The organism is Allomuricauda sp. XS_ASV26 (assembly GCF_041224615.1).
Taxonomy (GTDB): Bacteria; Bacteroidota; Bacteroidia; order Flavobacteriales; family Flavobacteriaceae; genus Flagellimonas; species Flagellimonas alginolytica.
This window is the reverse complement of record NZ_JBGFGK010000028.1, coordinates 80,862-95,145: the sequence shown is the minus strand read 5'-3', so window position 1 is coordinate 95,145 and position 14,284 is coordinate 80,862. Positions and strand designations below refer to the sequence as shown.

The following is a 14,284-nucleotide window of genomic DNA, read 5'->3' as shown; positions in this document are numbered from 1 at the left end:
ATTCAAATGGGGCTCCTAAAAAATTAAAGCCTTGCAAATCAATAAGATATGCAAGGCTTTGCTTTTATTTGAACTCTTGAAGTGATCGCGGAAGGATTCGAACCTTCGACCGTCTGCTTAGAAGGCAGATGCTCTATCCAGCTGAGCTACGCGACCTAAGTTTGCGGGTGCAAAGATACTAATGTAACCGATTGTAAAAAATATTTTTTTAATTTCTTGGTTTTTTTCTGCCCAATCAGCTTGATCAATCCAGGTCTCCTTTATTGAAACCCTATCTTTTTCAGTCCTTTATGGCTTATTTTTATCACTTCCAAAGGCTTTTTGTCCCAAGTCATATCTTGTTCAACAAAGTAGTTTTCCATACCCGAAGCATTTTTTTTCTTCAAAATTCTACTAAAATCGATGGTTCCTTCGCCAACTGGGGCAAATTTACCCTCTTTGTCCATATCCTTCACATGCCATAGTTTGAATCTACCCGGGTACTTTTCAAAATAAGCGACCGGATCGGCCCCTGCCCGGGTTACCCAATATAAATCCATCTGAAAGTTTACATAGTCGGGGTCGGTATTCTCCAAAAGATAGTCGATAGGTACAACCCCATCTTCATTCTCCTTATACTCAAAATCGTGGTTGTGGTACAATAATTTTAAGCCGACCTCCTCACACTTCTTACCAAGGGTGGTCAAAATAGTGGCGAGATCCTCAACAGGTCCATCCATTCCCATGGTCATGCTTTCACGGTCAAAGGTAAACATGCCCATTGGCGGAACAGGAATGGTAAAATACGTAAAACCTGCCGCCTTGGCATCCGCAATCTGTTGGTCCGCATTTTCCATAGTCACTCCTCCCATGTGCGTGCTTACAGACGTTAAACCAACACGGTCTAAGTAGGTTTTAAATGCTTGAGGTTCCATACCGTAAAATTTCCCATGGTCGTAACCTGCAGCTTCAATATAGGCATATCCGGCATCAGCCACTTTCTGTAATGTTGCTTTAGCATCTTCCCCCATATCGTCCCTAACCGTATAAAGGGCCAATCCACCAAAATTATCTTGTGCATAACTTGGCGCTGCAGATAGAACAATCGCAATTATGAGCAGTATGATTCGATTCTTGTGTACCATAACAATATTCAGTTTGTTTATTAATATTCTTATACAATATAGGGCAATACACATAATTTTTTTAAAAGATATTGTGATTTTATGCTTGACGAATACCTTCCTGCTGACCAGAATAAGATAAATACCTTTTTGTATCTGAAAAGAATGGGTTATCTTATTCATCCAAAGCCAACTAAGATGACCAAAAAACTTTTTTTTGCCTGTAGTGCAACCTTGCTTTTATTTTCCTGCGTACAGAACAATAAAACAAACCACAAAACTCAAGTATCTTTTGACCAAGCGGCAAGTGAGCTAAGCAAAGATGGCCGCTTACTTCTAATGCTTTCAACGGACGATAGCAAGGAACCACGTTTTCAAATTAATGATGGGTTAAACACACAACTCATTTTTGGGATGAACGTAGAGGGTATGAAACCCGATGAAACCTTCACTTTTGATGAATCCATATTTGGGTACCCCTACCCAAGTTTATCCGATGTCCCACCTGGAGAATACAATGTGCAGGCACTATTGCACGTGTATGAAACTTTCAATTTAAGTACAGGGCATACGGTAAAACTGCCCATGGACAATGGGGAGGGCCAACATTGGAATACCTCTCCCGGAAACCTGTATAGTAAACCTTTTAAAATTACGGTTAGAGAAAACGGTATCGAAAATATTTCCATCGTAATGGATCAGGAAATCCCCCCGATTCCCGAGCCGGAAGACACTGATTGGATAAAACATATCAAAATAAAATCCGAAAAATTATCGGAATTCTACGGGAGGGATATGTATCTGGGTGCACATGTACTTTTGCCCAAAGGTTTTAATGAACACCCAGAGGCCAAATATCCGTTAATGGTTTTCCATGGACATTTTCCAAAGGATTTTGGCGGATTTAGGACCACCCCGCCCGACCCCAATTTAGAACCCGAATATTCTGCAAGGTTTGATTTGGAAGGCTACAATATTATACAGCAACAAGAAGCCTATGATTTTTACAAAAGATGGAACGAGCCAGACTTTCCCCGCTTCTTGATCATTGAAATTCAACACCCCACCCCCTATTATGATGACTCCTACGCGGTAAATTCAGCCAGTCAAGGCCCCTATGGCGATGCCATTACCTATGAACTCATACCATATATCGAAAAAGAGTTCAGGGGTATGGGAGAAGGTTGGTCACGATTTTTGTACGGAGGTTCCACTGGTGGTTGGGAGGCTCTCGCGGTTCAAGTAAAATACCCGGATGAATACAACGGTTGTTTTGCTGCCTGTCCCGACCCCATAGATTTTAGAGCGTATTGCCTCACCAATATTTATGAGGATGACAATGCGTATTACTACGATTCGGCACATAAACAACTGGAGGTACCTTCCCATAGGGATTATCTGGGCGACATTCAATCCACCTTAAAACAAGGCAATCATTTGGAACTGGTGCTTGGCGACAAATCCCGATCTGGGCAACAATGGGATATTTGGGAAGCTACCTATTCCCCTCAAGGGGAAGATGGTTATCCGGTAAGGATCTGGGATAAAATGACCGGGGATATTGACCACGAAGTTGCCGAGTATTGGAAAGAAAACTATGATCTAAGACACATACTGGAACGCGATTGGGAAAAACTGGGCCCTAAGCTTAAAGGCAAAATACATATTTATTGCGGCGATATGGACAATTACTATTTAAACAACGCCGTCTATCTCATGGAAGATTTTCTTGAGAACACCACAGAGCCCTTTTATGATGGCGAAGTGCTGTATGGAGACCGCGCTGAGCATTGTTGGAACGGCGACCCCAATGAGCCCAACGCCATTAGCCGTTTACGATACAACTCCATGTATGTACCAAAAATTATGAAACGGATTGCAGAAAGTGCTCCGCAAGGCGCCGATTTGAGCAGTTGGAGGTACCCGTAAAGAACTTTTACCCATCCAAGAGCAATGCTAATGCATAATATTTAAAGTAATTGATGCTTTATGGTTTATCAAATGGTCAATAAATACAAGATAGCATATTACTTGTCCAAAAAATTGAACAAACCTCAATATTGGCCAAGAAATAAAACAATGAGTGACAAACAGTTTTTAAAGTGAAGTTTAAAGAGCCTTAATGCATTACTTATGTGGGTCTCAACGGTTCTGATAGAAATATCCATTTCCAAGGCAATTTCCTTGTTATTGTACCCTTGAACACGACTTAAATAAAAAACTCTACGGCACTTGTTGGGGAGTTTCCCCATCGTTGTTAGAAAGAGTTCTTCGGATTCCAAGTAATCCATATGTTCTTTTACCCCATCTACAGCAGGCCGAGCTTCCAAAACTTGTTCGGAAAAAACTTTCCTCTTTTCCAATTTTACGTAGTTAATGGCTCTATATTTGACACCTCTGAAAAGATAGGCCTCGATTTGTTCAATCTTGACCGTTTCGGTTTTTTCCCAAAGACTTATAAATATTTCCTGTACAAGATCTTGGGCCACTTGATGGTCATCCACAAAACTATGTGCATAAAGATATAGTCTTTTCCAATAGCTGTTAAAAATCTTTTCCAGTGCTTTTTCTTGGCGATTCTGGAGTGCATTTATGAGCAGTTTTTGGTTTTCCATCAGCTGGGGCAGCTTGGTTATGTATTGAGCTTCGCAATCAAATTTATCGCCTGATCGTGAATAAATTTGTAGTTGTAGATTATGCTATTGTTATCAAAAAAACTCCAGGACAAGACATAGCCGTCCTGGAGCTTTATCATTACTAAACTACCAATTTGGGTTTTGCGTTAGATTCGGGTTCAATTGCAGTTCCTGTATCGGAATAGGTAAAAGATAATCCCTGTCTTCATTAAAACTTCTGGTGTTGAATTCTGGTAGTGGATCTATTAAGTTATCCGCACTTAAATGAATATCTGCGCCCAACTTAAAATATTTTGCGCCTGCAATTTGATCGGCAGGTGCATCACCTTCGTAGATTACAGTATCGATGGAACCATTGCCGTCCAAATCGTACTCCCCTGCCCCCGGCAAATAAATTCCGCGCAGTGGCAATGTTATGGATTGGCCTATCTTCCACCGTCTAATATCGTTCCAACGATGTCCTTCCATATAAAGTTCTATTCGGCGCTCCCGTCTAATTTCCAATAACAATCCTTGATTGGCACCGCTAACGTTGGGATAGATCATTGCTTGGTAATCATCAGGGTCAGCATTGGAATCATCCATGGACAGACCGGGCATACCTACACGATTTCTTAGTAGTCCGATCGAACGGTCCACATCATCTTGTGTAATGGTCCCTAATTCCGCTTTTGCTTCGGCAAAGTTTAGTAGTACCTCTGCAAAACGAAATACGGGCAGATCATTGGTATTTTGATTGATACCATCGGAATTGGAACTGGTCACAAACTTGGTAATATGATACCCTGTTATTGAAAATGACAGGTCCGGAGGCAAGGCCGTACCCTCACCCACCCTACTATATCCGGGGGTTCGAATGGTCTGTGCCAACCTTGGGTCGCGATCTACTGTTTCATCGGCAAAGGAAACGGCATTAAAATCGGCTTGATCGGTAAAACGGGAACCGTCCGAATTTAAATATGAATTTACCGCACTTTTTGGCATTCCCGGTCTTCCTTGTGACCCTGTCAAGGTATAATAATTGGCACGGTGCCCGTTGGTAAGGGGTTCCGTATATTCCCGTGCCAAAATCACCTCTGTTGTTTGCGCTGTTTCAGCTCTGAACAAATCCGCATAATCTAAATTTGGGTTTCCGGTACTATAGAGTGAATAAACACCGGTGTCCATCAACTCTTCCGATGCATCAGCGGCCGCTTCCAGATATTTCTCATATCCGGATATACCGTGGTATTTTTCGAAAGTTCCTTCAAATAAGGCTACTCTGGATTTTAAGGCGAGGGCCGTAAATTTACTCACTTCGTAAGCATATTGTTCATCACCCATGTTGTTTATGGCCCAATCCAAATCTTCAAGGATCTTGTCAACTACAAATTGTCTGCTATCCCTGGCCTTGTAAAGTCCTTCGTCGTCGGCCTCCATAGTGGTATCGTACCATGGCACGTCGCCAAAGTTTACGACCATTCCAAAATAATAATAGGCCCTAAAAAACCTGGCAACTCCTCCAAATCTGTTCTTGGCCGCTTCATCCTCACACCGCTCATAGTTTTCCAAGAAATAGTTGATGTTGCGTAAATTGCCCCAGTTCCAGCCTCCACCGGTAGCAGGTACGATTCGCGCCCCGATCATTAGATCGCTCAAGGTGTTGTGAACAATGTCACCACACTGGCTGTCGTAAGTAAAAATCTCGTTTCTAGCGGTGCTGTTGGGTAACATTAAATAGAAACCATTGGTGTACAACTCTAGGTCGGAAGCCGTAAGAAAGAAGCTTTCTTCGCTTACATCTGAAATTGGATTTTTGTCCAAATAATCATCACTACAGTTGATAAAAAACAGACTGCTTAAACTTAACAATGTAATATATAATCGTTTCATCGTCATTTTTTGATTTAAAATTGAATGGATAGGCCCAATGAATAGGTTTTGGACATAGGTGCTTCCTGACCTCTTGAATCGTAGGTATAAGAGCCAGAAGGAGCATTCAAGTTAACTTGATTACTGGCAATCTCCGGATCTATATAGTCGGTCAATTTGGTAAAAGTCAAAATGTTCTCCCCACTTAGATATAGCCTTACCTTTTTAACCGGTAATCTGTTCAATACGGATTGTGGTAGATTATATCCAACGGTAAGGTTCTTTAACCTTAGGTACGATATATCCTGTAGATAGCGATCGTTGGTATTTCGGAGTGAGTTCCGTGTACTTAGTGCTATATAACCAAATCCTCTTGGATAGTAGGCGTCAGGGTTATCTGCCGACCATATATTATTGGCCAGGTCCTTACGCACAAAAGATGCATATGGGCGACTATAGGGACCCCAGAATAATTGCGAATTATAACCAGGGTACCAATCTTGTTTGCCAACCCCTTGAAAAAATGCGGAAATGTCAAAACCTTTCCAACTGGAGGCTATCTTAAAGTTGTACAGATATTGCGGAGCCACATTGCCCACAATTTTTTGATCCCCTGGATCATCAAGGGTATTGGTACCTGCATTGACCACACCATCACCATTTAGATCGGTATATTTTACGTCTCCGGGCTGTAGCCCTCCCCTTGGGGTTATCCTTGGGCTAACATAGGATTGGTCCACATGGGCGGCAATTTCTTCCTCGGACTGGAAAAGTCCCTCAATTTCATATCCCCACAAGTCTCCGATCTTCATGCCTTCATAAAATGAATTTAACAGGTTTTCCGGATTATCAAATCTGGTGATCGTAGTTTCCGAATTGGAAAGACCTGCGCTAAAACTAAATTGCAATGGTGATCCTCCGACTACAAAGCTATCGGAGTATGCAACAGAAAGTTCGAACCCTTTTGTCTCCAAATCCGCTGCATTTTCCTGTGGAGCAGCTGCCCCCAATGTTGCAGGGAGTACTTGCCCCGCTGTCAACATTCCCAAGGTTTCCCTTTTAAACCAGTCGAAATTGGCGGTTACCTTATTTTTGAACAATCCCAAATCAAGTCCAAAATCCAAGGTTCTGACTTCTTCCCAAGTTATCTCTACCGGATTTAGAGATGGAGACGAAATATACTCCAAAGGACTTCCATTTAAGGAGAATGCTTGGTTAGCAGATCGGCTCAATACAGGTTGGTAGGCATAAGGGTCAACTTCTTGATTTCCCAAGGAACCATAGGAAGCTCTTAATTTTAATTGACTAACGGTAGGGTTGAGGCCTTGCATAAAACTTTCGTTATGTATGGCCCAAGCTGCGGATACCGATGGAAAAAAGCCCCATCTAAAATCAGAGGGGAATCTGGAAGTACCATCGTACCTTCCGTTCAGTTCTAAAAAGTACTTACTATCATAATCATAGGATAACCTTGTATATACTCCCTGCAACGCCCATTCAAAGGCACTGCCCGTGGCATTGTCCGCAGTGGTTCCCAATCCAAGAGAATTTAGTTCGTCGGATATTAAACCCTGAGTACTTGCCTGTATTGTTTTGCTGTACATGGATTCCTGACCAAATCCTGCCATTATATCTACTTGGTGCTTTCCAAATCGATTCTTATAATTGGCATAGATATTAAAGGCATCATAATCGGATGTAGTATTGTACTCCGTTAATTGATCTACTCCCATATTCTCAACCTCACCGACATAAATACTCCATGGAACCATAGTGGAACGCTGATATATGTTCTGGTTCATTTTCCTATAGGCATAACTTGCCTTAAGGGTAAAGCCATTGAAAGGTGTCAACGTAGCGGTGATGATATTGGAGAATTCCGAATCCTCTGTCTCTTGCTTGGCCCGACCATATAACAAAGAGGCGTACAACCCATCTCCGGCGGCATAATTGTTCAATTCGCTTCTATAAAAATAGGTGCCGTCCGGATTCGTCGGGGCGTACCAGGGCATTGCATGGTTGTACACTAGGTAGTTCCAGTAATTGCCATGCCATCCACCTCTGTATCCGCCATGCTGCAGATCATTGAACCGGTTATATTGCATGTTATCCGTTAAAGTGATCCAATCATTCAGTTTAAAATCGACTTTTGCCCTATAATTTTCCTTTTTGAATTCATCTTTTTGGACTTTCAGGATACCGGTCTCTCGATAGTTTCGATAAGAGAAATATCCTTTCAACTTCTCTGTACCTCCACTTATGGATGCATTATAAATTTGCGAAGGCCTGCTTTTTCTAAAAAAAGTATTCCACCAATTTGCTTTGGCATAGTGCACATATTGCTCCCTTCCGTTTCTTGTATCCGTGATCACACGTGCCAATGAAGGATTGGCCGATACTTCCTGAAGTGCGGCAAGATCACTTTCGGTATATCCGGAATAGGATGCACCGCTATTGGCCTGGAAAAACCCATCGGCAATTTGAATGGCCTCATACGGGTCCGTTACAAAGTCTGTATTGGTGGTTACTTGGCTAAATGCAGTAGTCGTTTCCAGACTAACGGTAAGATCGCCCTGTTTTGCTTGTTTTGTAGTGATAAGAACAACACCAAAAGAAGCACGGGCCCCGTAAATAGCTGCTGCACCCGCGTCCTTCAAAACACTGATGTTCTCTATATCGTTTGGATTGATATCGTTTATATCCCCTTCTACACCATCTATTATGATCAAAGGCTCTCCCCCGTTTATGGACGTAAAGCCTCTAATATTAATATTTGGGGTATCTGTTGGGCGTCCGTTCGACCGTGTAATGGTGAGTCCCGGGGTTACTCCCTGCAAGGCAACTGCAGCATTGCTCAAAGGACGTTCGGCCAATGCCGACACATCTACCTTGCTTACGGCCGCACTGAGCGATTCCAAGGTCTTCTCTCCATATCCGATGACCACTACCTCATCGAGTTCCTGATTGTTGGCAGCCATCGTTATGGACACATTATCCACCCCAGCCAATATGGTGTAGGTCTGGGTTTCCATTCCTATGTAAGAAAACTCGAGAACTTCACCGCTAGCTGCACTTATCTCAAAATTTCCATCGAAGTCCGTGATTATGCCCTTGTCCGTTCCAAGCACTTTTACATTGGCTCCCATCAATGGTTGTCCATTGTCATCCTTTACGGTTCCACGAATTGTTCTTTGTAATGATCTGGCCTCTTTTTTTGGGAGTACAAATACAGTAATGTTGCTTTTCTGGATCTGATAACCAAGTCCGTAAACCTTGGCCAAATGGTCCATTACATCGGTAAGGGGCCTGTTCTTAAAATCGACATTGATTTGCTGATCGATGTTCTTTACTTCGCTATTGTAAATAAAACTTACCGTAGCCTGCTCTTCGATACGATCAAAAATATCCATTAGACTTATCCGATCTTGTTTTAAACTAATGGTGTTAAAACTTGCCGGTCCGGCTTGTACGGGCATGGCAAAAAAATGGAATGTCCATAAAATCATGAACACTTTCATAATGTTTCTGTTGAAAAAATATAGTAATTTTGGTTTCATTATTTCATACTATGTATTTGGTGAATATGTAGTTTTTATCGAGCCTTTTCTGTTGGCGCAGGAGAGGCTTTTTTAAATTTTGGCTTTAGTTCATTGGCACAATGGTTTATTTATGGTTTTGCTTTTTATAGGTGATTTTTGTTCCAGTAAGCAATTCCAAACTATGGAGTGTCTCATCTAGTTTTGGGTCTATAAACTTACCTGTTATCGTCTGTTGTGTTACTTCTCCATTTGACTCGATCTGAAGTTCCACATTGAACCAGCGCTCCACTATCTTCTGCGCTTCTTGCAATGAATGATCGTTCAATTTCAAAATATTCTTCATCCAAGAAGTATCATTATCCGTTTTTTGGGTCAAGACACTATATATTCCGGTCTTGTTATGGTACAACAATTGTTCATCGGGTTTTAAAATTGCCAATGTTCCGTCCTTACCATCAACTTGTACAGACCCTGTTTTAAGGCTCACCTTAATTTTTTCGCTTGTGTCATAGGCATTTATATTGAATGTAGTTCCCAGTACTTTTGTTGTTAGACCAGCTGCAGAAACTAGGAAAGGTTGATCCGGATTGTGTTCTATTTGAAAAAATGCCTCTCCTTTTAGGGTAACCTGTCTTATGTCGGTATCAAAAAAGCTTGGATAAGAAATACTGCTCCCGGCATTTAAGGTAACTGTGGAACTATCTGGCAAAACCACCTCTTTTCTTTCACCAAATCCGGTAGCTATAGTGATGACCTCAGCGCGATCAAACTTAAACTCGTTCAACAAAGTGGCTCCCAACGCAATGATCAACGCCAATGATGCGGCAATTCGAACAAAATTTAAGTTCGTTCTTTTTCGTCCGCTAGTGTTTTCAACTTTTCCAAGATGAACCAATAGCTGCTGAAAAATGGTCCTTCTCACCTCTTGTTTCTTTCTAGGGGTTAGCAACCTTCTTTCGTAATGGCGGTAGTGTGATTCAAGCTCATTTTTTTCGCCTGTACTAAGGTCACCGTTCAAATGCTTATCGACTAGCTCATGAAACCGCTTCTGATGATCCATCATATTTGTTTTTCGGTCTTTTGGGGAAAGTCAAAAAAAAAGACCTTTACACGTATGGTGAAAGGTCGTTCTGTGTGGTTGTTAACGATTATTTCATACCGGGTTTATTTGCTTAACAATGAACTAACATTTTAAGCTGTCGGTCCTTTACATATCCTCGCTTTTTATGGTTTGGATATAAGTATTACCGAAGTTGTCCGTTACCTCAATTGTGATCTTATCCAGGTTTTCGCCAGGTTCAAAAAAGAACATATGATCACTTTTTGCTGGTTCTACCCATGGTCTTCTTTCTGGCAAGAGCTTACCAAGGTGCAATTCTATGCTCATTGGGTCGGTAGCATCAACTTTATGGATATGGGATTTGCGATCTCCGTTTTCGTACCAGCAAATCTTCCAGTCAGGGTTCCAGTTCCATATATTTAGGGCACAGGAGTTTGGGAACTCGGGATGACTCCCTCTTTTATAAAACCTGAATTGATGATCCATCGATTCGCCTACCGATTTGTATTTCCAAGTTACCTCGCTTCCGCGCATTTGATATACTCCATATCCGTTGGGTGTTCCATCACTGCAAATAGGTCCGCTCCACCAAGCACCGCACACGGCCCCATGCACATGTTCAAATCGATTTGAATCGGGATAATTGGTATTTCGATGGGTATGCCCAGAAAGTATATGTACCTTAAAAGGTGCCAAAAGTTCGTACAAGTGTTCTTTGTTCTTTACTCCAGAGGCAACGGGTATATGTGTACACACGACTACCGTACTGCCCTTTTCTATATGGCCAAGGTCCTGTTCCAACCAAATCAACTGGTTTTCCGTTATATACCCTATGTACTCCTTATTATTACCTGTAAAGAAAACATCATCCAAAATTACGTAGTGGATCTCCCCGCGGTTAAACGAATAGTAGGTTGGCCCAAAAAGCTTGTTAAAGGTACTTGTTGATAGTTCATCGCTCCGGACACCTAAATCCATGTCATGATTTCCAACGACTTGAAAAAATGGAACCCCCATCTGCATAACGGCATTATTGTAATCCTTGAAAAGATCTAACCTATCGAACACCAAATCCCCGCACCCTACACCAATTGTATTGGGATCATTTAGGCTTTTAATGGTATCCACTATATCTGGAGTGGATATTTCCAAAAGTTGTGCGGCCTCATACTCGTTCTGGATCTGGGGGTCCGCCAAAAGTAGCAGACTATGTTTATCATCACTCTGCCCAAGTGGTTTAAGCTGGAACAAGACCTCCATTTTATGGTTTGCAGGATCAATTGGAAAAAAATAGGAAGCCGATCCATTGCCCAACTGATCTATTTCGTAACCCGCGGGCATACTTAAAAACACAAATGGTTGATGGGTTGTGCTCAAAAACTCAAAATACCCGTTCTTATTGGTCAAACCTGTAGTATTTCCGTCCGACACGACCACATTTCCAATGCCTTTCCCGTTAGTTGCCACCCTGCCTTTTATGCGGATCGGATTTTTACGTTCAATAATCGGACTCCATCCAAAAGCAGGGTACAATCCCAATAACGAAACGGCTCCTGCTGTCCATCCAAGCTTTTTTACAAATGATCTACGGTTTTCCATGATTTGTTGTTTTTAGGTTACTAGTAATGAGTCAAAATTTTAAGGAAGAACACGTAATTCCAACTCCATAAAAGTGCCAATAATAGCAATTGTTAATTTTTATTTAACCTTGGGATTGGAGCAAGACCCTTTGCATGCTCGCAAATTCTTGACTACTTTACAGATAAAATCCAAAATATACCGGATTTCACATTCAACTCTTTAAGAGAAGATAAACCCAAAATCAATGAAAAATGAAAGTCACAGAAAAACAAAATGAGCGTATTGCAAATATGACATTTGCCTCGGTCTACCCGCATTACCTATCCAAGGTAGAAAAAAAAGGCAGGACCAAGGATGAGCTAATTACGGTAATTGAATGGTTAACAGGATTCAATGAAGAAAAATTACAGAAATTAATAGATGATAAAACCACCTTCGAAATTTTTTTTAAAGAGGCAAAATTGCATCCAAATGCTGGATTGATCAAAGGAGTTATATGTGGATATCGAATAGAAGAAATAGAGTTTCCTTTAACCAGGCAAGTACGATATTTGGATAAATTGGTAGATGAACTGGCAAAGGGCCGTAAAATGGAAAAAATCTTACGTAAAGTAGTTTAAGTCTTTATCGGTACAAATTAAATCTCTAAAAAAACATCAACGTTCATTCACGGATTTTGTAGATTTGAAAACCATTCAGCCAATGACCAATACAAAATCCATAGCCGTATTGCCCTTTGTCAATATGAGTAATGACAAGGACAATGAGTATTTCTGTGACGGAATCACTGAAGAAATTATAAATGCACTGACAAAGGTAGACCAGCTCAAGGTAATCGCCCGAACTTCTTCTTTTGCGTTCAAGGGAAAAGATGTGGATGTTCGAGATATCGGGAGTCAATTGGGCGTGAATACAATTCTGGAGGGCAGTATTAAAAAATCACAGGACAGGGTCAGGATTACAGCACAATTGATCGATGTTGAAGATGGAACCCACTATTGGTCCAAAAGGTTTGATAGGGAGTTGATCGATATTTTTGATCTGGAAGATGAAATAAGTTTGGCCATTGCCGAAGAAGTCCGAAACAATTCCGGACATTTTGAAATCCAAGAGCATTTAGTCGAGAAGCCTACTACCGATATAAACGCCTACCAATTGTTTTTAAAAGGACGTTCCTTGCAGTTGCAATGGACACCGCAGAGCATTAAAGAGGCTATATCCTATTATGATCAGGCAATTGCTGTGGATAAAAATTATGCCAAGGCTTACTACGCAAATTTGCAATGCTATGGCCTAATGGCAATGTGGGGCTATATACCTTATGAAAAAGGTATTGAATTGGCCATAAACAACCTATTAATAGCCAAGGAGCTAGACCCCTCTCTACCCGAATATCCATTATCTTATGTTGGTAAATTTTTTTGGGAAGAATGGGATTTTAAAAATGCTTTTATCCACATCAACAAGGTTCTGGAAATTAATCCCAATCATATAGATGGTTTGGAAGCCATGGCAGAGTTGTTCATGGCACTCGGTTTTTTTGAGGAGGCCCTAAACTATGCGAACAAACTTTTAGAGGTAGATCCGCTTTCAGCGAACAATCATTATACCTTAGCTCATATCTATTATTACAAAAACCAGTGGGAAAAGGCATTGGAAGCCGTCAATTATGCACTGATACTTAATCCTGAACTGGAGTTGGCACATCATTTAAAATGCTTTTGTTTGATATGGCTAAACAAAAGACAGCACTTTCTAGAGTTTATTCACAACACATCTTTGTTAGCGGAAAAAAAACTATTGTTCGAGCTTATCAATGGAGAACAAATGGAAGTTCCCGCCAAAATAATTGAAAAATGGTCACAACGAGACGACAAAGAAACTATGCTGGTCCCGTACGATGTGTTTATTTTAAGTAATTCGCACCACAAAGAACTTGCTTTTTCTCGATTAGCAGAAATGATCGATCAGAGGCGTGGTCAAATTATAAACTACAGACAGGAACCGTTTTTGCAGCCATTGCACAAAACAAAGGGATTTGACGAACTGCACCGTTCCAACCTATCCTTTTCAGATATCAAACCCCAAACGGAGGAAGAAGAAGAAAAATCGACCTCAACAATTTTGAGTGATGCTCAAATAAAAAGTTTAAAAGAAAAGCTTCTTACCTATTTTAAGGAAGAGGAACCATACTTAAATCAACAATTAAGTTTAAAGTTTGTTGCCGAGTTTTTAGGATTGAACACCAATAAAATGTCATTTCTGATCAACCAGGCGTTTCATACTAATTATAACGATTTTGTTAACTCCTACCGCTTAAACCATTTTAAAACCATAGCGCAAGACCCTAAAAATTCACATCTTACCATACTTGGATTGGCCTACGACAGTGGTTTTAATTCCAAAAGCGTATTCAATACCTACTTTAAAAAAATGGAAGGCATGACTCCTAGGGCTTGGATGAAAGCCAGTCTGTCCTAAACTCTCCCTACTTCGTTTCAGATTATAATTTAG

Annotated in this window: 9 protein-coding genes and 1 tRNA gene; 3 read left to right on the top strand and 7 right to left on the bottom strand. The window is 41.0% G+C overall.

Annotated features, from left to right (window positions below; all coding sequences use genetic code 11):
* Positions 1-82: 82 nt before the first annotated feature.
* Positions 83-156, bottom strand: a tRNA-Arg gene (locus AB9K32_RS03545).
* A gap of 104 nt (positions 157-260) precedes the next feature.
* Entirely contained in the window at positions 261-1,124 is an 864-nt protein-coding gene (locus AB9K32_RS03540; protein WP_369884367.1) for a sugar phosphate isomerase/epimerase family protein, read from the bottom strand.
* A gap of 177 nt (positions 1,125-1,301) precedes the next feature.
* On the opposite strand from AB9K32_RS03540, the gene AB9K32_RS03535 reads away from it, so the two are divergent.
* On the top strand, positions 1,302-3,032 hold the full coding sequence (locus AB9K32_RS03535) for an alpha/beta hydrolase-fold protein (protein ID WP_369884366.1): 1,731 nt from the start codon (positions 1,302-1,304) through the stop codon (positions 3,030-3,032).
* A gap of 125 nt (positions 3,033-3,157) precedes the next feature.
* Here AB9K32_RS03535 and AB9K32_RS03530 read toward each other — a convergent pair whose 3' ends face one another.
* The 5 genes from AB9K32_RS03530 to AB9K32_RS03510 all read right to left on the bottom strand — a co-directional run bounded on the left by AB9K32_RS03530 (position 3,158) and on the right by AB9K32_RS03510 (position 11,788).
* Positions 3,158-3,718: an RNA polymerase sigma-70 factor gene (locus AB9K32_RS03530; protein ID WP_224837129.1), complete on the bottom strand. Its 561-nt coding sequence runs from the start codon at positions 3,716-3,718 to the stop codon at positions 3,158-3,160.
* A gap of 147 nt (positions 3,719-3,865) precedes the next feature.
* Positions 3,866-5,611 carry a RagB/SusD family nutrient uptake outer membrane protein gene (locus AB9K32_RS03525; RefSeq protein ID WP_369884365.1) on the bottom strand — a complete coding sequence of 582 codons (1,746 nt, stop codon included), beginning with the start codon at positions 5,609-5,611 and terminating at the stop codon, positions 3,866-3,868.
* 14 nt (positions 5,612-5,625) lie between these two features.
* Entirely contained in the window at positions 5,626-9,108 is a 3,483-nt protein-coding gene (locus tag AB9K32_RS03520; protein WP_369884364.1) for a TonB-dependent receptor, read from the bottom strand.
* 145 nt (positions 9,109-9,253) lie between these two features.
* Entirely contained in the window at positions 9,254-10,189 is a 936-nt protein-coding gene (locus AB9K32_RS03515; RefSeq protein ID WP_369884363.1) for a FecR family protein, read from the bottom strand.
* A gap of 147 nt (positions 10,190-10,336) precedes the next feature.
* Complete coding sequence (locus AB9K32_RS03510; protein ID WP_369884362.1) at positions 10,337-11,788, bottom strand: calcineurin-like phosphoesterase C-terminal domain-containing protein; 1,452 nt, start codon at positions 11,786-11,788, stop codon at positions 10,337-10,339.
* A gap of 233 nt (positions 11,789-12,021) precedes the next feature.
* On the opposite strand from AB9K32_RS03510, the gene AB9K32_RS03505 reads away from it, so the two are divergent.
* Together AB9K32_RS03505 and AB9K32_RS03500 are read left to right on the top strand one after the other, a co-directional pair.
* Positions 12,022-12,390 (top strand): DUF2200 domain-containing protein, encoded by a 369-nt coding sequence (locus AB9K32_RS03505; RefSeq protein ID WP_224837124.1) that lies wholly within the window; start codon positions 12,022-12,024, stop codon positions 12,388-12,390.
* Positions 12,391-12,472: 82 nt separating this feature from the next.
* Positions 12,473-14,251 (top strand): tetratricopeptide repeat protein, encoded by a 1,779-nt coding sequence (locus AB9K32_RS03500; RefSeq protein WP_369884361.1) that lies wholly within the window; start codon positions 12,473-12,475, stop codon positions 14,249-14,251.
* The last annotated feature ends 33 nt before the right edge of the window (positions 14,252-14,284 follow it).